Raw genomic sequence first — 19,076 nt, 5'->3', positions numbered from 1 at the left:
CCATTCAAAAGATGATAATCAATATCTAAATTATTTCTTAGCTATTGATTTTTTCATGGATTCAGCATTTATCTGAAAAACTGTGTTTATTCCTCACCACTATTTTATTGTGAAATGCTTATTCTTTATATGAAGAATGTTGGAATTGTTATTCCCTGCGTGATGATTATCATGATGGCTATTTATCATAAAAATACGCTGATGCTGATATTGATTGTTATTACTTTAAATATCTGACATGAGTTGTATGGGGCGGCACGCAAGGGCGTTTTTTATTGATGTGCTTTACTCATGTGAGTAGTGAACTGTGATATTTGTCATGATCTTTTTTTACTGATGGACTTCTCTTAATACGACGTTAACGATGCGGCGGCCTGTTGTTGCATGTCTGAACATCAGCGAGTCATTACATCGGAAATAAATCATATTTTTATTTGTGGTTTTTACAATGTCGGAATTGATGGTGGATGCTTGGACAATCTTGAAAAGCATCGTGGCTGCAGTTTATCTCAATGGGTGATGCTATGAGTATTCTGGGTGAAAAATACGACAATCTGAACGTTGGCACTAAACTTTCTTTAGGGTTTGGATCGGTTCTTTTGCTCGCATTGATGGTACTGATTGCTGGCATGATTGGGTTTGGTAATGTTGGAGAACGTAATAATAAAGCCGCGGTGAGTAATGAAATGTATTCCACGTTAGCACAGGCAAGAATGTTACGACTACAATTTCAGTTTACCCATGATTATAGCTATATCGAAAAAAATGGTGAGCTGATTAAAAAAATGACGTCTGTCTATGAGCAGATGGTGGGATTAAATTGGGATAAAGATATTTTGCTGAATGTGAAAGATATCGGTACTGATCTTAAAAACTATCAAGATACGAGAGCTGTATTTATTACCGCCAGCAAAAATCGTGATAATTCTGGAAAGTCTATTGGGCAGGATGAGAGTGAAGTTGTATTAGATGAACTCAAAGGGAAATGGATGCAGGCGCCCAATATAAGTGCGGAGATTCAGGTACGACTATATCGAATGATGGACGCAATGGCCGATATTCGGGATTTTGCTCATGATCTGCTTCTTGCTCCGTCGGATGACACGTTAAATCAAGTGCTTAAATTTATTGATACGGCGGAAAAGGAGGTTATGGCCGGCCGTGGCATGTTGAACCCAGAACAGCAAGTGTGGTTGGACAACGCTTGGGCTTATTTCTTGCAATATCGCAATACTGCACCAGCCTATCTGGCGTCGTTCCAGGTAGAGGCGGACGCCAGTAAAAATATGACTACCGCTGCGGAAAAATTGAATACGGATGTATCCGTACTGTTCGCTTCCCAATTGGATAAATCCACACAGGATATCCAGTCAGCCAGATGGCAGATGCTGGTGACTGGCGTGGTGGTCATTATTCTCGGCATGATCATGACCTGGCGGATTACCATTCAGATTACTACGCCGCTAAAACAAGGGTTGGGGGTGGCGGAACGTATTGCGGGTGGCGATCTCACCAGTGCGATCGCCACATCGCGTAGAGATGAACTGGGTATGCTGATTACCGCCATTGCAACGATGAATGGCAAACTGCGGCAGATTATTCATGACATTCGTGACGGTATCGACAAAGTAGCTAGTGCGTCGGCGGAAATTGCGGCCGGAAATAGCGACCTGTCATCTCGAACCGAAGAGCAGTCGGCAGCGGTGGTGGAAACGGCGGCCAGTATGGAGCAATTGACGTCAACGGTGCGGCAGAACTCGGAAAATGCGCATCATGCCTCGCAGTTGGCGGCGGAGGCGTCGCAGAACGCGGTCAAAGGCGGAGAGATTGTCTCTAACGTTGTACAGACGATGGAAGGTATTTCGAACAGCTCCAAACGTATTTCTGAAATCACGTCAGTGATTAACAGCATTGCGTTTCAGACCAATATTCTGGCGCTTAACGCCGCGGTAGAAGCGGCCAGAGCCGGGGAACAAGGGCGGGGGTTCGCCGTCGTCGCCAGCGAAGTGCGAAATCTGGCGCAGCGCAGTTCGCAAGCAGCCAAAGAGATAGAAACGTTGATCAACGAGTCTGTCGAGCGGGTGAATACCGGTTCGGTGTTGGTGGACGATGCCGGACGCACCATGCAGGAAATTGTACGCTCCGTGACCCATGTACATGACATCATGGGGGAAATCGCCTCGGCATCCGATGAACAGAGTCGCGGCATCAGCCAAATTGCCCAGGCGGTGACGGAGCTTGACAGCACGACGCAGCAGAATGCCGCGCTGGTGGAGGAGTCGTCCACCGCAGCCAATCAGTTGGAAGAACAGGCGCAACGTCTGGAACAGAGTATTTCAGCGTTCTATTTGGGTGATGCGCCTATTTCGGCTCACAGCAACCTTCATAAACCGCGTAATACCGGCGACATGCCGCGATTACCGGCGGGTAAACCGCAGCGTCAATCTCATCGAGCCGAACACAATAAAACGGTGAAAAATCAAGGCGAAACACGTCGACATTCCTCCGAGGATGAATGGGTGAAATTCTAATAACAACATGTTCTCCCTCTATTTGGGCAACATCCTGCAGCCATGATGTTGTCCTTTTTTATGCCATCGCGATCGATACAGGCGTTGTCTTTTGGGGAGGTCAGGATTGCGGCATGGTCGGTGAGCGGAAACTTACGTCGGTACTTGCGTACATTTATGCAGGAATAAGATTGAGAACAACATGAGTGAAAATGTTTTTATATCAGAGGGATAACTCGTCGCCACCCGGCGCTTCAGCGGCGCCATAAGTCGCTGTGTTCACGGGCGGGTTGCCAAAGGTCGTGGGTAAAGTCTTCGATGGGAAAACAACCGCCGTTACGTATGCGTTGCTCGTCCATAGCGCTGAGACACTGTGCTTCCGAGTCATAGGCGCCAGCGACCAGATTTTCACAACCACCGCCGAGATAGCAGACAAAGATCACCAGTGCAAACATACGTCCCTCAACCGGTTAGGCCATGCCTTGCCCATAAGTGGAAGTGTAGATGAAAAAACGGGAAGCGGGCGTCATGTCGTACCGGTAAACATGAGAGGACGCGAAAGCTTGCGAAGGCGGGGTTCCCGACAGGCGTTCGTCCCGTGGGTATTGAAGGGGAATTTTCAAGCATCGAACACAGACAGGCGAACCGGCGGCGTGGCATGCCGGCGCCTGATTTTGTCTGAGGTGTTAGCGCAGCCCGACGGCGCTGGCGCCATCGCGCACCAGATCGCGCGGCAATGTGTTTTTCAGCCGTGAGCCGACGCGCTTGGTCAGGCCAAGTGGCGTTTGCCGCCAGACCAGCAGAATATCGTCATGGGGCGGTAGCGCATCCGGGTAGAGATCTTTGCCCTGAAACCAAGCGCGCGCATTATCATCATCCAGCATAAATGCGTTGGCGCTTGATATGTCGCCAAGCGCGACAACGGACTCGTGTTGCCAGCGATAGCCTTTGGCGAAGCGTTCTGCCAGCCGAATGCCTGGCCGTGAGAAGCGGATTCGGCCAAACAGTGGGTGCAACTGTGCCGGGAACAGCCAGATTTCGTCATCACGCTGCCAAAGCTGCAGCTCGTCTTCCGACCAGACAAGCCCCAAATGATGGGCCGTCTGGATGAGCTGGCGCGCCTCTTTGGCGTTGATGGGGGAAAAAGGGAACTTCCCGGCCTTATAGCCGGATTCCGGCAGCCCTGAAACGCTGGCGGTTTTACGCAGACGGGCAATGAAAAAACCTTCACTGTCGTAGATTTGCGGAAAAACATGCAAAAAACCTTCGGCGGTGGCGGCATGGTGGGCTTCGGGAAACAGGTTATCAAGCGGTTCGATTTCGCAGGCATGGGGAAACTGGGTCAGCAGCCAGCGGCAAACATCCTGATTTTCCTGATGATTCAGCGTACAGGTCGAGTAAATCAGTACGCCGCCCGGTTTGAGCGCGTGAAAGGCGCTGAGAATCAACTCCCGCTGCGTCGCGGCGATATCGACAATGCTTTCCGGCGACCAGTGGCTCATGGCGGCCGGATCTTTGCGCACAACGCCTTCGCCGGAACAGGGGGCATCAAGCAGCACCGCATCGAAATGTTCCGGTAGCACCTCGCCGAAGATGCGGCCGTCAAAATGCGTCAGCGCCGTATTGCTGACACCGCAACGGTGCAGATTGGCGTGCAATACCTTGACCCGGCTTGACGAATATTCGTTGGCGACAATGCCGCCCTGATTGCGCATTCGCGCCGCCAACTGCGTGGTTTTTGAACCGGGCGCCGCCGCCATGTCCAGTACCCGTTCTGGCGTGATACCGCCGTGGAACAAGGCATTGACCGGCAACATGGAACTGGCTTCCTGGATATAAAACAGCCCGCCGAGATGTTCCAGCGCATTGCCCAGACGCAGCACGGCTTCGTCGGCATTGAGCAACCAGAAACCTTCGTCGCACCAAGGGATGGGCGCTAACCGCCAACCATAGGGCTCGACCAGCGCGAGGAAATCTGCGACGCCGATCTTCAGCGTATTAACACGGATACTGCGCCGCAGCGGGCGTTGGCAGGCAGCAACAAACGCATCCATGGATAAATGCGCCGGCATGATGTGCTGCATGGCGGCAAGAAATTCGACGGGGAGAGCGGCGGGAATGTGTTTAGTCACTGGCGATACCGTTTGCTGCAAGCGTTCAAAGGAGCGAGATAGTACCACAAAGCGGCGCCATCGAAACGGACGGCGCCCGCTCCACGGCCGGGAGACGGGCGCCCATACTGATCAGCGGTCGGGCAACGCGGTGCCCCAGTCACGCCATGTTTTGGGTTCTTCATTTTGCAGCAAAAAGTGCCGTCCGGGCTGCGCCTGAGGCGCCAGCGGGGTTGCCGTCGGCGTGGCGAAGGCAATACCGCCGCGGATAAATTGCTGGAACGTGCCGCTTTTGATGACCCCGCCGGTCAGGCCGAATTGCAGGTTATAACCGGAAGCCAGCCAGAACACTGAATTGTCCCGCACCAGATGGGCGTGGCGCTTGCTGATGCGCAACGCAACCGATACCCGATCGGACAATGGCCCCAGGTTCAACCCGGTGACTGTACCGACCTCAATACCGCGGAACAGCACCGGCGTACCGATTTGCAGGGAGCCGGCTTCCGCGGTATCCACGCTGATATTTACACCGTCCTGATAGCGGGAATCGGAAATGGTGGCTTTTTGTAATTCAAAGCTGCGGGTGGTCGCGCCGCCACCCGGTTCGACGTTGATATACGGCTGAATCAGGGTTTCCAGATGGTTAACGCCGGCGGCGGAAATTTCCGGCGTGACCACCGAAAACCGCGTGTTGGCACGGGCGAAATTATGTACATATTCCGGGTAAAGCACCGCCTGAATCTGGACTTCGTCGCGCTGGGGCGCCAGTTTTAACGACTCTATCTGGCCGATATCGATACCCAGATAACGGATAGGCATGCCGGTGGACAATTTGCTGGCGTCGTAGGTTCTTAGCGTAATGCGGCTGCCGATCGCCCTGGCGGCGGTTTCACTAGCGTAAAGCGGGCGTTTGCCGCCCTGGATGGCGTCGACGCCGTCAACATTGTCGAAGCTGATGGCGCCTTTCAATGCCCGACTGAGCGGCGATGCTTGCACTGTCAGCCCCGCGCCGTTCAACTGGACGCGAGCGCCGCCTTCTGCCCAGAACACGCTGTTTTCTGTCAATAGTTTGCGGTATTCCGGCCGGATATAGACCTCTACGTCGAAGCTCTCTGGGCGAGGTCGAATACGGGTGATTTCACCCACCTGGAATTTGCGGTACAGCACGGCGGAGCCTTCCTGAATATCCGGCAGATTGTCCGCCTGCAGCGTCAGGGTCGTCGGCAGCCCGTTTCCCTGAATGCCGGCCTCGGCGCGGGCGCGATCGCCATACAGCGGATAGTGAGACTGCGCGTCGCCGCGATTGCCGGCGAGGACGTCAATGCCGCCGGTGAGCCATTCATCGGCACTGGCGCCGGATACTTGCACGCCGTCCAACCCCAGTTTTATGCCGATCCGGCTGCTGGCGATAAATTTGCTGTCCTGATGCAGCAGTTGACGATAACGGCCGTCGATCACTGCGGTGAAGGTTACGCCGTCGTTGTTCAGCGTTCGCTGGATGACACGGCCAACCTGCACGCCGTGCAGTATCACCGGCTGCCCGCTGTCGACGCCGTAGCTTTGGTCTGCCGTGAGGGTGATGGTCAGCGCGCCGGGTTGTTGTTGCAGCTGCTGAGCGCTGTTCAGTACGGTAAAGCGTTGGCGGGGTTCGCCCTCGCCGGGCACCAGCGACAGCGTGGCGCCGCTCAGCAGTGCGGGGAGATTGGGATTGCTCAGCGACAGACTGGGCTCGTTAAGCGTAATCCGGGTGTCCGCACGCATCAGCGGAACGATCGACGGGGCGATAATTAATTCACCGGTGACGTGGTGATCGTCGCTCAGCGATAACCGTCGCAGCGTGCCGACCTCCAACCCCTGGTATAACAACGGCGTGCGGCCGGCTTTGAGCTTATCGCCGGAAGGCAGGTCAAGGGTGATCGCGACACCGCGCTGGCTGCTGGCCAGATCGGGATACAGCGAATAATTCTGATCCGGCGCGGCGGCGTTATCCTGTTCGGGGGAGTCGAAGGCAATCGCGCCGTTGACCATCGCGGAGAGATTCTGCATGTCGACGGTCGCGCCACTCAGGCTGACATCGGCCTTCAAGCCGGAGACGTTCCAAAAGCGACTGTTGGTCTTCACCAGCCCGGTAAAACGGCGTTCGATCAGGACATCCACTGTAACGCCGCCGCGATCCTGACTGATGCTATAGTCGTAGACTTTTCCCACCGGCATTTTACGGAAATACACCAGTGAGCCGATATTCAGCGAGCCCAGATCGTCGGCATGAAGGTGAATCAGCAATTCACCGGTGTTGACCCGATACTTGGGCTGGTTATCCAGCGCAGTGAAGTGGGTTTCGGGCGTACCGCTGCCGGGCATCATGCCGATGTAGTTCCCGCCGACCAGCGCATCAAGGCCGGAAACGCCGGCAAGTGAGGCTTTAGGCGTCACCAGCCAGAATTGAGTGCCGCTGCGCAACGCCTCTTTCATATCGCTGCGCACGTTGGCCACTACGCTGATGGTGCGCAGATCCTTGCTTAGCCTGATATCCCGCACGGTACCGATTTCTACGCCTTGATAACGCACCTGGGTTCGGCCGGGGACGATGCCGTCTGCGGAAAAAAAATCGATGGTGATGGTAGCGCCGCGCTCCTGTTGATTGGTGTAGAACAGCCAGCCGGCAATCATCAGCGCTACCAACGGTAGTAGCCAGAAAGGCGAAATACGGCGTTTGGTTTTAATGCGCGCCTCAGTTGGTGTCTTCGTCGTTTGGTCTTGCATTGTTGTCCCACAACAGTCGGCTATCCAGCCAGTCGACCGACAATATCGTCAAAAATACCGCCGCCCCAAAATAGAAGGCGGCGGGCCCCATAGTAAAAGCCAACAATTGATCGCGGTTAACCAGCGACATGGTCAGGGCGATCACGAACAAGTCGAGCATCGACCAGCGACCGACCCAGGCAATGGCCCGCAATAACCGCATTCTGGTCATCAAACTGTGGCTGACGTTGAAATGAATACTCAATAGCAGGGTCGCAGTGACCAATACTTTGGTGAACGGCACCAGAATACTGGCGATAAAAACCACCATGGCGACCGGAACGTTACCGTTCGCCAGCGATATGATGCCTGAGAAAATGGTGTCTTCCTTGCGGCTGCCGTTGACATAAATAATGGATATGGGCAGCAGGTTGGCCGGGAACAGCAGAATGATCGAAGCGATCAGCGCCGCCCAGGATTTTTGCAGGCTGTGAGAGCGCCGGGCGGTCAGCGGGACGTGGCAGCGATGGCAGCGTCCTCGGCTGTCCGGCGTTCCGGTAAACAAGCAGGAGAGGCAAACGATCGACGCCGTCTCCGACGAACCGGCTTGTGGCTGTGGGTAAAAGCGGCGCCATAGTTGTTGCGGATTGAGATGAATCAGCGTCAGCAGGCTGAGTAACATCAGCGCCAGAAAGGCGGCCAACCCGTAGCCCGGTTGGACATCGGAGAATTCGCGTACTTTGATGGCCGCCACCGCCAGCCCCACCAGATACACGTCCAGCATGATCCAGGCTTTCAGTCGTTCGAACAGCAACAGCACCGGTCGCAGATTCATGCCGATTCGGGGGGCGAAAAACAGATAAAGCAGGGCGCACACCAACGTAAAGGGGGCGCCGATGGTGCAGAACATCACCATGCTGGCGGTGAAAGGGTGGCCTTGCCGCGTCATCTGCCAGATGCCTTCCAGCAGGCTGGCATTGATGGAAACCCCCAGCAGTTGGATGTTGAGCAACGGCTCGGTGTAGGCAAAGGGCATCAGCACCAGCATCGCCGCGCCCATGGCGGCCAGCCGGGAGATGGACCAGTCTCGTCCTGAATCGATATGCGCCTGGCAACGGGGGCAGTGCGCGTGCTGATTGCGTTTCAGGCGGGGAAGCGCAAACAACAGATCGCACTGCGGGCAACGCTGTCGGCGTATGCCGGGCGCAGGCGATGACGCCGTAGTCACGTTGTTCTCCGGTGCGGTAGATGACGAGAGGTGATAAATTTTCATATTTCCTGCAGGCAGGTAGACAGGACAGGTATTATCATAGTGTAACTGGATGATGGATGACACAAAATTGCGTTTCGTACCATCCGATTCAGACCTTACGCGCGGGCGGCTTGCATCGACCACCGCGCGTTGCATTTTTCTGCATAAATGGGCATTTGTGCCGTAGCGGAAATCGAGTAGCATCCTCGGCGGGCTAGTTATTTAATGTGTAGCCAGGGTGTCGGTAGCTGAACTGTTTAGACAATATCCGGATGATGACAAAACAAGAATTTTATGACGATCTGGTGCGCGACCTTTCCTCGCTGATTGCGGGCGAGAATCGCTTTCTCACGGTGTTATCCAATAGCAGCGCTTTGCTGTTCGAACGGTTGGAGGGCGTCAACTGGGCAGGTTTCTATCTGCTGGACGGCGATACGTTATTCCTGGGGCCATTCCAGGGAAAGGTGGCCTGCGTGCGAATTCCTGCGGGCAAGGGCGTGTGCGGGCGGGCGGTTACGGAGAATCGGGTGCTGCGGGTGGACGATGTCCATGCTTTCCCCGGCCATATCGCCTGCGATGCCGCCAGTAACGCCGAGATCGTATTGCCGCTGATGATCAATGATCGGTTGATTGGCGTACTGGATATCGACAGTACCCATTTCCACCGGTTTGATAATGAAGATGAGGATGGTTTGAAAGCCGCAGTGGCGGTTCTGTGCAACCAATTGGCGCAGACCGATATCATGGTGTTCATCAATTCTCTCACGTTGCGACAAGGATAACGTGGCAATTGCCGATGGCGTCATTATAATGACGCCTGTTCATGCCTGCGCTGGTTGGCAAACCCGTTGTAATCAGGAAATTTCATGGAAAATCAACCTAAGTTGAGCAGTAGTAAAGAAGTTATCGCCTTTCTGGCTGAGCGTTTCCCGCTTTGCTTCACGACCGAAGGCGAAGCGCGTCCGTTAAAAATTGGGATTTTTCAGGATCTGGTCGCGCGCGTGCCGGATACTGAAAACGTCAGTAAAACACAGCTTCGTTCCGCATTGCGGCTCTATACCTCAAGCTGGCGTTATCTGTACGGCATTAAGCTGGGCGTCCAACGTGTCGATCTTGATGGCAATCCGTGCGGCGAGCTTGAGCAACAGCATGTTGATCATGCCCGCAAGCAATTGGATGAAGCGAAAGCGCGCGTGCAGGCACAGCGGGCCGAACAGCAGGCGAAGAGACGTGAAGCCGGGGAAAGCGACGAGCAACCGCGCAAACGTCGGGTTGCCGACAGGAATGCGCCGCGCCGCGAACGCAACGCCGCAGGCTCCGCTGCCGGCAAACCTCGCCAGCCCTCTTCCCGTCCCGTGCCGACAAGTTCTTCATCACCAGCCAAAGCGCAACCCCGTCAGCCTAAAGCGGCTAACGAGGCTCAGCAGGCGCCACGTCGTAGCGTTACGGATATTTCCAGCCTGCATATCGGTCAGGAAATCAAAGTCAGAGCCGGCAAAAACGCCATGGATGCCACTGTGCTTGAAATCGTTAAAGATGGAGTTCGGGTTCAACTGGCTTCCGGTCTGGCGATGATTGTGCGCGCAGAACATTTGCAGTTCTGATACGGAGGCCAACCTGGGCATGAACAAATTTGTAAAAGTAACGATGCTGACCTGGCTTCTGCTTTCCGGTGTTGCCAGCGCCAGCGAAAATATCACTCGCGCCGATCAGATCCCCCAATTGCAGCCTGAAGCGCAGCATGCCACGGTGAGTGAGCGAGTGACGGCACGCTTTTTTGAGGTCGCACTATCGTCAGTTCATGCTGGATAAAGAGTTTTTCCGGCAAGATCTTTGATCGCTACCTCAATATGCTGGATTACAGCCACAATGTGTTGATGGCGTCCGATATTGAACAATTCGCCGGCCGCAAGAGCGAGCTGGGCGAAGATTTAAAAAATGGCAAACTGGATTTGCCCTACGCCATGTATAACCTGGCGCAGAAACGCCGCTTTGAACGTTACCAGTACGCGCTGTCGTTGCTGGAAAAACCGGTCAATCTCAACGGCAACGATTACATCGATCTTAACCGTGACAAAGCGCCCTGGCCGAAGAACGCCGATGAACTGAATGCGCTATGGGATGCCAAGGTTAAATTCGATTGGCTTAGTCTGCGGCTGACCGGTAAGCCGGATCAGGAAATCAAGGAAACGCTGACCAAGCGTTATCAATTCGCGGTTCGCCGTCTGGTGCAGAGCAATAGCGAAGATGTGTTCCAACTGGTGATGAATGCCTTCGCCCGTGAAATCGACCCCCACACCAGTTATCTCTCTCCGCGCAACACCGAACAGTTCAATACTGAAATGAGCCTGTCGCTGGAAGGGATTGGCGCCGTGTTGCAGATGGATGATGACTACACGGTCATCAATTCCATGGTGCCGGGCGGGCCGGCAGCGAAAAGTAAACGTATCACCGTGGGCGATCGCATCGTCGGCGTCGGTCAGGCCGGCAAACCGATGACGGATGTTATCGGTTGGCGTCTGGATGATGTGGTGGCTTTGATCAAGGGGCCGAAGGGGAGCAAGGTGCGGCTGGAGATCCTGCCGGCTGGAAAGGGCACCAAGACGCAGGTGATCACGCTTACGCGCGAGCGTATTCGTCTTGAAGACCGTGCGGTTAAAATGACGATCAAAGAGGCCGGTAAGGATAAAGTCGGCGTGCTGGATATCCCCGGTTTTTATGTCGGCCTGACCGATGACGTGAAGGTGCAGTTGCAGAAGCTGGAAAAAGAGCATGTCAGCAGCATTATTATCGACTTGCGTGGTAACGGCGGTGGCGCGCTGACGGAGGCTGTCAGCTTGTCGGGCCTGTTTATCTCCAGCGGTCCAGTGGTGCAAGTGCGTGATAACAATGGCAAAGTGCGTGAAGACAGCGACACCGACGATACCGTGTATTACAAAGGGCCGTTGGTGGTGCTGGTGGATCGCTTTAGCGCCTCGGCATCGGAAATTTTTGCCGCAGCGATGCAGGATTACGGACGTGCATTGATTGTCGGCGAGCCCACCTTCGGCAAAGGAACGGTTCAGCAATACCGCTCGCTGAATCGCATCTACGATCAGATGCTACGACCGGAATGGCCGGCATTGGGCTCGGTGCAGTACACCATCCAGAAGTTCTATCGCATTAATGGCGGCAGCACCCAGCGCAAGGGCGTCACGCCGGATATCCTGATGCCGACCGGCAATCAGGCCGTAGACACCGGCGAGAAATTTGAAGATAACGCATTGCCGTGGGATAGCATCAAAGCGGCGACTTATACCCCGATGGGGGATATCAAACCGGTGCTGCCCGGATTGATCGATCAACATAATGCGCGCATCGCTAAAGATCCGGAGTTCCAGTATATCGAGCAGGATGTGACGCGGTATAAGGAGCTGAAAGACAAACGCAATCACGTATCTCTCAATTTGGCGCAGCGCCAGAAGGAGAACAGCGAAGAAGAAGCGATGCGTCTACAGCGGATCAATGATCGGATGAAGCGACAGGGTAAACCGGCGTACAAGTCGTTGGATGATGTACCGAAGGATTATCAGGATCCGGACGCTTATCTTAATGAGACGGTACAGATCGCCGAAGATTTGTCTCACATACCGTCGAAGCAGCAGTAATTCATTGCCATCAGGCCCCGGTCAGTACCGGGGCTTTTTTTGTCGCCATATCCTCCCTTGTCGCAAGCTGTTGAGCCGCTTTTTCTGCGTGTCGGTAAGGCGTCATTGCCGCTTCTCACACCAAACGCACCCGCGCCATTCGTTATTCCTTCCTGTCTTGATGTACGTCAAAAGATGAGTCGCAATCAGGAATATTATTGAGAATAGTTATTAATTATTTTTTCCTATGCACTCGCACTGCTGATTTGCATTTGGAAGCGATGATGTACCAAATCATTGGTGAAGGAACTCTGTATGGCCCTAAGTCTTCAAACTCTGCTTGAGCTGCCGCTCAACGTAAATGCTGTCGTCGCGCGCATTCGCCTGACAGGGGAACATCAACAGCGGTTAACGGAATTGGGGATCCGCATCGGCGGGACGGTACGAGTGATCCAGCGTGATGCCAATCAGCCGTTGATGTTGGCTTCCGGGGATTGCCGTGTGGCGATTAATCGCGATATCGGTCAGAAAGTCTGGGTTTCCTCGCAGCAGCACAATGCATAAGGACGATAGCCATGACACTGGAAACATTGACCGTAGGTTCGCGCTGGCGTGTAGTCGGCTTTCAAAAAGGTGAGGCGGATTACCGCAAACGGCTATTGGCGCTAGGGGTGACACCGGGCGTCGAATTCACCGTATCCCGAGTAGCGCCGTTAGGCGACCCCATTGAATTGCGCCTGCGCGGCGCCGCGATAAGCGTGCGTAAGGGCGAAGCACAAATCCTGATTCTGGAAAAATTTTAACTCCTGCGCAGGTAAGGATCTTCTATGGCTACACAACCGGTTATTTGCGTGGTTGGCAACCCAAACTGTGGAAAAACTACGCTATTCAACGTGTTGACCGGCGGTAAACAGACCGTCGGCAACTGGCCTGGCGTGACGGTAGAAAAAAAGGTCGGCACTTATCGTTATCAACAACAGCAGGTTATGCTGGTGGATTTGCCGGGCGTTTATTCACTCAACCCATCATCAGAAAGTTCGGAAGACGAACGGGTCGCTCGTGACTATATTCTGTCCGGCGAAGCCAATCTGGTACTGAATATCGTCGATGCCTCCAATCTGGAACGTAATCTGTACCTGACCTCTCAGCTGTTGGACATGAAAGTGCCGATGGTGGTCGCGGTGAATATGATGGATATCGCGGCGGCGCGTAAACTGGAAATCGATATCGACGGTCTGCAACAGCGACTAGGGTGCCCGGTTATTCCGATTACGGCAAGCCAGAAAAAAGGAATTGATGCATTAAAACAGCAGTGTCAGGACGCGGTGGCCCAACCCAGCAAGCCGACGGCCGAAGTGCCTTATGACCCTCCTTTACACGAGGCCGCGCTGGCGATTGCCGCGCAACTGGCGCAAACACCGGGCATCAGTAATCCGTACTGGCTGGCCGTGCAACTGCTGGAGGGGGATGCATCGGTTCGACCTGCCGCACCGCCGGCTGCGTTGCAGTTTGCGGATGAACAGGTTCGGCGGCTGGTCGCTGATTATGACGACGAACTGGATATTTTCCTGGCGGACGGGCGCTACCAGTTCGTGGGGAGCATCGCGCGCGAAGTGATCGTTCGGCGCGGGGAAGCGTCGGCCACACTAACAGATAAAATCGACCGCATTGTTCTACACCGTTTTTTGGGGATCCCTATCTTTTTGCTGGTGATGTATTTGATGTTTGTTTTCACCATCAACGTGGGGAGCGCGTTCATTGATTTTTTTGACAAGCTCTTCGGTACGCTGTTTGTCGATGGGCTGGGTGAATTATTGCTGGCCATCAATACGCCAGAATGGCTGAAAACGCTACTGGCGGATGGTGTCGGCGGCGGGATCCAGACCGTTTCCACCTTTATCCCGGTTATCGGGTGTTTGTATCTGTTTTTGTCCTGGCTGGAAGACTCTGGGTACATGGCGCGGGCGGCGTTTGTGATGGATAGGTTTATGCGCAGCATCGGCTTGCCGGGCAAAGCATTCGTCCCATTGATCGTCGGTTTTGGTTGCAATGTGCCGGCCGTGATGGCGACACGTACCATGGAAAAACATAACGACCGCGTCGTTACCGTGATGATGGCGCCGTTCATGTCGTGTGGCGCCCGGTTGCCGGTCTACGTGCTGTTCGCTACCGCGTTGTTTGTGGACGGTGGCCAGAATCTGGTGTTTGCCTTGTATCTGATCGGGATTCTGGCGGCGATCGTCACCGGCTTCCTGCTGAAAAACACGGCATTGAAAGGGGATGTGTCGGCGTTTGTGATGGAGATTCCGCCCTACCATTTGCCCAGTCTGCAGAGTGTGCTGATCCGTACCTGGGATCGGTTGAAGGGGTTTATTCTGCGCGCGGGGCGGTTGATTGTCGTGGTCGTCACGGTGCTGGGGTTCCTGAATTCGATGGGAACCGACGGTTCCTTCGGCAACCAGAACACACAGAAGTCAGTGTTGTCGGCCATCGGTCAGTCGATCGTGCCGATTTTTAAACCCATGGGCGTGCGGGAAGATAACTGGCCTGCCGCTGTCGGCGTGTTCACCGGCATTTTCGCCAAAGAAGCGGTAGTGGGAACCCTGGATTCACTGTATGGCGCAATGGCGTCCAGTCAGGACGGCGGGGCCAAGCGTGAGGAAAAAACGTTCAGCCTGACCGATGGCGTAACGGGGGCTTTGGCCACCATTCCTGAAAACCTTGGCAAATTAAGCGAGGCCGTACTCAACCCGCTGGGCCTCAACGTCGGCGATCTGTCTGATACGGAAGCCGTCGCGAAAGACAACAAATTTACCGTTACGTCGCTGACCATGATTGAACACATGTTTGACGGCCAGTTGGGGGCGTTCAGTTATCTGTTGATGGTACTGCTGTATATACCGTGCGTTGCGGCGGTATCGGCCATCTGGCGCGAGGTTGGCACTGCCTGGACGTTGTTCTGTGCGGTCTGGACGATCCAGGTCGGGTATGGCGCGGCGACGTTGGTTTATCAGGTCGGCACATTCGGTCAACACCCCATGTACTCGCTGGGCGCCATTACTGGCGTGGCGGTGATGTGGGGCGTGACGGTGTTGTTGCTGCGGCGTCATGGCCTACTGCGTCAGCAGATGCTGGTCAACGATGCGAAATAACCGTTTGGTGGGGAGTCGATCATGACACTGATGGAATTGCGGGATTTTGTGCGCGAGCGTAAGAAAGTGTCGCTGCGTGATATCAGCGTCGCTTTTCACGCTGAACCGGGCGTGATTGAAGGGATGCTGGATGTGTGGGTACAAAAGGGCAAAATCCGCTGTCACCAGGAAAAAATCGGTTCGCAATGCGGCAGTTGTTGTTCGTGTGATAAAAGTCTGGGGCAGTTCTACGAGTGGTTGTAATTCTGTCTTAAACACGTTCCGCGACGAGCATGCCGTTCAGTGGCCTTGATGTTATCGGGAAACGCAAGGGATATCCCCGGAGAGTCATCTCCCTTGCGTTCGCCCTGCAGGCGCTGAGATTAACGGCGAAGCGTCAGGTGTCGTGCGTGTTTTTCCATCCCGACCCGTCCGATATCTGATGTGTAACGTGTGTGGAAATTGATGACTCATTGATTGACGCCTCGTTGTTCAGGGCGATACCGGATACTTGTCTGCCACCCTTCGTTCTCGTCATACCCTTTATTCACTCTTTGCAACCTGACCCGTGTGTCGCATTCAGCCAGTGCGCATGCCGTGGCGGGCGGATTGGGCGTGGGCGACGAGCTGAGCGCGGGTAGAGCGTCGCGGTGATGTGGAACAGACGTTATCGGAAGGTTGCGCAATATCGTCGATACATGGTGCCGGAGGGTTAAATGGTCCGCATGCCGCATTGGGCGGGCTTCTCGTAATTATAACGAACGGTAACGAAACCAAACAAAAACTGACCTGACGCAATATCTGCCTATAACCGCCTCTCCATAATGAAACCAATCGTCCATCTGGGGGGTAGATGATGGAAAAATTACTCGATCGTTTTTTGAATTACGTTTCTTTTGATACACAGGCCAAATCTGGCGTTCGCCAAGTGCCGAGCACGGAAGGTCAGCTGAAACTGGCGCAGGCGTTGCAGCAGGAACTTGTTGAGCTGGGGTTTGAACAGGTATCCATCAGCAAGCATGGCTGCGTGATGGCGACGCTGCCTGCCAATGTGGCATGGGCTGTACCGGTTATCGGTTTCGTTTCCCATATGGATACGTCGCCGGATTATTGCGGCAAGGGTGTGAATCCGCAACTTGTTGAAAATTATCGGGGTGGCGATATCGCGCTGGGCATGGGCGATGAAGTGCTGTCGCCGGTGATGTTCCCGGTATTGCACCATCTGTTGGGGCAAACGCTGATCACCACCGATGGAAAAACCTTGCTGGGGGCTGATGATAAGGCTGGGATTGCCGAAATCATGACGGCAATGGTGCGTTTGAAGAAACGTCAGGTGCCGCATGGTGAAATCCGTATTGCGTTCACACCGGATGAGGAAGTGGGCAAGGGCGCACAGCATTTTGATGTGGCGGCGTTTAATGCCGAATGGGCCTATACGGTGGATGGCGGCGGCGTCGGAGAGCTGGAGTGTGAAAACTTCAACGCAGCATCGGTCACTATCAAGATCGTCGGCAATAATGTCCATCCGGGCAGCGCCAAAGGCGTGATGGTCAACGCACTAACGCTGGCGACCCGTTTCCATCAGGAAATCCCTGTTGATGAAACGCCGGAGCACACCGAGGGGTATCAGGGCTTTTACCATCTCCATAGCGCTAAAGGGTCGGTAGAGCGTGCCGAGCTGCACTATATCATCCGCGATTTTGAGCGTGAGCGTTTTGAACAGCGGAAACAGACTATGGTGGCCATCGCGGAAAAAGTGGGTAAAGGGCTGCATCCGGATTGCTATATCGAGGTCACGATCACCGATAACTACTACAACATGCGTGAGCAGGTGGAAAAACATCCGCATGTGATTGCGCTAGCGCAGCAGGCGATGCGGGATTGCGACATTGAGCCCATCATGAAGCCGATTCGCGGCGGTACGGATGGCGCGCAGTTGTCATTTCAGGGATTGCCGTGCCCAAATCTGTTTACCGGCGGCTATAACTTCCATGGTAAGCATGAATTTGTCACGCTGGAAGGCATGGAAAGCGCCGTTTCCGTGATTATGCGAATTGCTGAATTGACCGCGTTGCGCGCCAAAAACCGGCAGTCGGTGAGCGATACGGTATCGGCGCGAGTCTGAGTGATCTCAGCGGGCCCTTGTATCACGGCGGAATGGGCAGGGAACACCGCATGCCCGTTAGTTAAACCTCGGTGTCTGCGGAGTGAGCATCGAAAAGGGCATCCCGTCGGGAATACCCGTTTGCATTTGCCCAGCATAATCTTGTGCAACGGGCAACATAAGGGGGAGGCCCATTCGGCATCTCCCCCTGGTTTTTTTCGCATCAGACTGGGTCGTCAGCGGGCGGTATTGATGTCAGTCAGCGAAGTACCAGTAGCCGCTGTTGATAAACTCGGCTAGCTTCGCCAGAAATGCCGGGTCGTCAAGCGCATCGCCGAGCAGGGCGCTATCGAGTGTATAGTGCCGCGCCAGCGCCGACAGAGCGTTCTGATGGCGGGTTTCCAGCGCTTCGCCGTTCACGTAGCAAAGGCCGTCCAGGCACAATACGCGCAGCCCGCCAAGCCGCCGCAGGGATTCGCCCTGTTGTAGCAATTCGTAGATTTCTCCCGGTTGATAAGGCGGCTCCGGCGGCGCCAGATCCAGTTCATGGCGAGACTGAGAGACAAACTCCCCGAACCAACGATGAAACGACTCTTTATCCTGCACCAGCGCCAGCATCATCTGTTGAAGCTGATCCACTTCCTGCGGCAGGATTTCCGCCGGATGAGGGCGGGGCAGAATATCCGGATCGCTATAACGGCGGCTGCCCAGTTCCCGGGTCAGCACGTAATCGGCGAACCCGCTGACCAGCTCGCGTGCGCTGGGCGCACGGAAACCGACAGAAAAACTCATGGAGTTTTCCAGCGAGTACCCCTCGTGCGGAAATGCAGGCGGGATATACAGGATATCGCCTGGAGAGAGCGCTTCGTCGATGATGGCCTCGAAGGGATCCACCTGCAGCAGATCGGGATGCGGACAGTGCTGTTTCATGGGAACCTGCGCCCCTACGCGCCAGCGCCGCCGCCCCGTCCCCTGAATGATGAATACGTCATACTGATCCAGATGCGGGCCCACCCCGCCGCCGGGGACGGAGAAGGAGATCATCAAGTCGTCAATGCGCCAGTCAGGCAGGTGGCGGAAGGGGCGCATCAGTGCTGCCGACGGTTCATGCCAATGGTGGACAGCCTGCACCAACAGCGACCAGTTGGTTTCGCCCAGATGATCATAACTGTCGAACGGGCCATGGCTGACATCCCACCGCCCGTCCTGATGGCTGACCAGCCGGCTGTCGACCTCGTTTTCCATCGCCAGCCCGGCCAATTCATCCGGCGTGATGGGGTCGATGAAATGGGTGAACCCCCCTTTGATGATCACTGGCGATTTTTGCCAGTGACGGGCCATAAAGTCCTGCCAGTCAATATTAAGTTGATAGTTCATAACGCATTTCCAGTAACGGGAGGCTAACGGCAAGTATAACGGAAGCCGAATGGCGCTGTCCTTTTCTTCCACCAACATCCGGGGCGTATCACACTCCCGGATGAATTCGCTGCAACGGGAAATACCGGCCGGGCATGGGATGGTCAGTCACATCCGTGTAAGCGAAGCGAGCGTTGCCGCTCATCTCCCCCGCATTGCTCTACCCGCGTAATTTGACGGTATA

General features: G+C 54.7%; 13 protein-coding genes and 1 pseudogene. 9 read left to right on the top strand and 5 right to left on the bottom strand.

Features of this window, described 5'->3' with window-relative positions:
• Window positions 1-524: 524 nt before the first annotated feature.
• Window positions 525-2,531 (top strand): methyl-accepting chemotaxis protein, encoded by a 2,007-nt coding sequence (locus DPA2511_RS10680; RefSeq protein ID WP_015853777.1) that lies wholly within the window; start codon window positions 525-527, stop codon window positions 2,529-2,531.
• A gap of 233 nt (window positions 2,532-2,764) precedes the next feature.
• Here DPA2511_RS10680 and DPA2511_RS10675 read toward each other — a convergent pair whose 3' ends face one another.
• From DPA2511_RS10675 to yebS, 4 genes are all read right to left on the bottom strand, one after another.
• A complete protein-coding gene (locus DPA2511_RS10675; protein ID WP_015853776.1) occupies window positions 2,765-2,965 on the bottom strand; it encodes a YdfD/YebW family protein in 201 nt (66 codons plus the stop codon).
• A 231-nt stretch (window positions 2,966-3,196) separates the two neighbouring features.
• Entirely contained in the window at window positions 3,197-4,642 is a 1,446-nt protein-coding gene (gene rsmF, locus DPA2511_RS10670; RefSeq protein ID WP_015853775.1) for a 16S rRNA (cytosine(1407)-C(5))-methyltransferase RsmF, read from the bottom strand.
• A 111-nt stretch (window positions 4,643-4,753) separates the two neighbouring features.
• Window positions 4,754-7,384 carry a PqiB family protein gene (locus tag DPA2511_RS10665; RefSeq protein ID WP_015853774.1) on the bottom strand — a complete coding sequence of 877 codons (2,631 nt, stop codon included), beginning with the start codon at window positions 7,382-7,384 and terminating at the stop codon, window positions 4,754-4,756.
• Complete coding sequence (gene yebS, locus DPA2511_RS10660; RefSeq protein ID WP_015853773.1) at window positions 7,353-8,636, bottom strand: membrane integrity lipid transport subunit YebS; 1,284 nt, start codon at window positions 8,634-8,636, stop codon at window positions 7,353-7,355. The genes DPA2511_RS10665 and yebS overlap by 32 nt, the downstream gene beginning before the upstream one ends.
• A 254-nt stretch (window positions 8,637-8,890) precedes the next feature.
• On the opposite strand from yebS, the gene DPA2511_RS10655 reads away from it, so the two are divergent.
• The 8 genes and pseudogenes from DPA2511_RS10655 to pepT all read left to right on the top strand — a co-directional run bounded on the left by DPA2511_RS10655 (window position 8,891) and on the right by pepT (window position 17,497).
• Window positions 8,891-9,397, top strand: coding sequence for a GAF domain-containing protein (locus DPA2511_RS10655; protein WP_023638311.1), 507 nt, complete (start codon window positions 8,891-8,893; stop codon window positions 9,395-9,397).
• Between the two features lie 84 nt (window positions 9,398-9,481).
• On the top strand, window positions 9,482-10,219 hold the full coding sequence (gene proQ / locus DPA2511_RS10650) for an RNA chaperone ProQ (protein WP_023638310.1): 738 nt from the start codon (window positions 9,482-9,484) through the stop codon (window positions 10,217-10,219).
• Between the two features lie 19 nt (window positions 10,220-10,238).
• Window positions 10,239-12,262: pseudogene (gene prc / locus DPA2511_RS21555) on the top strand (carboxy terminal-processing peptidase).
• A 294-nt stretch (window positions 12,263-12,556) separates the two neighbouring features.
• A complete protein-coding gene (locus DPA2511_RS10640) occupies window positions 12,557-12,805 on the top strand; it encodes a FeoA family protein (protein ID WP_015853770.1) in 249 nt (82 codons plus the stop codon).
• 11 nt (window positions 12,806-12,816) lie between these two features.
• Window positions 12,817-13,044, top strand: a complete 228-nt coding sequence (locus tag DPA2511_RS10635; protein WP_015853769.1) for a FeoA family protein — start codon at window positions 12,817-12,819, stop codon at window positions 13,042-13,044.
• A 24-nt stretch (window positions 13,045-13,068) separates the two neighbouring features.
• On the top strand, window positions 13,069-15,393 hold the full coding sequence (feoB, locus tag DPA2511_RS10630; RefSeq protein ID WP_015853768.1) for a Fe(2+) transporter permease subunit FeoB: 2,325 nt from the start codon (window positions 13,069-13,071) through the stop codon (window positions 15,391-15,393).
• 21 nt (window positions 15,394-15,414) lie between these two features.
• Window positions 15,415-15,636, top strand: coding sequence for a FeoC-like transcriptional regulator (locus tag DPA2511_RS10625; RefSeq protein ID WP_015853767.1), 222 nt, complete (start codon window positions 15,415-15,417; stop codon window positions 15,634-15,636).
• A 592-nt stretch (window positions 15,637-16,228) separates the two neighbouring features.
• Window positions 16,229-17,497: a peptidase T gene (gene pepT / locus DPA2511_RS10620; RefSeq protein ID WP_023638309.1), complete on the top strand. Its 1,269-nt coding sequence runs from the start codon at window positions 16,229-16,231 to the stop codon at window positions 17,495-17,497.
• Window positions 17,498-17,731: 234 nt separating this feature from the next.
• Here the strand turns inward: pepT and DPA2511_RS10615 are convergent, their stop codons facing one another.
• Window positions 17,732-18,853 (bottom strand): ribosomal protein uL16 3-hydroxylase, encoded by a 1,122-nt coding sequence (locus DPA2511_RS10615; protein WP_015853765.1) that lies wholly within the window; start codon window positions 18,851-18,853, stop codon window positions 17,732-17,734.
• Window positions 18,854-19,076: the final 223 nt, after the last annotated feature.

Source organism: Musicola paradisiaca NCPPB 2511 (assembly GCF_000400505.1).
In the GTDB taxonomy this organism is placed as follows: Bacteria; Pseudomonadota; Gammaproteobacteria; order Enterobacterales; family Enterobacteriaceae; genus Musicola; species Musicola paradisiaca.
Note: the sequence above shows the minus strand (reverse complement) of the source record. Positions and strands in the feature narration are given on the sequence as shown.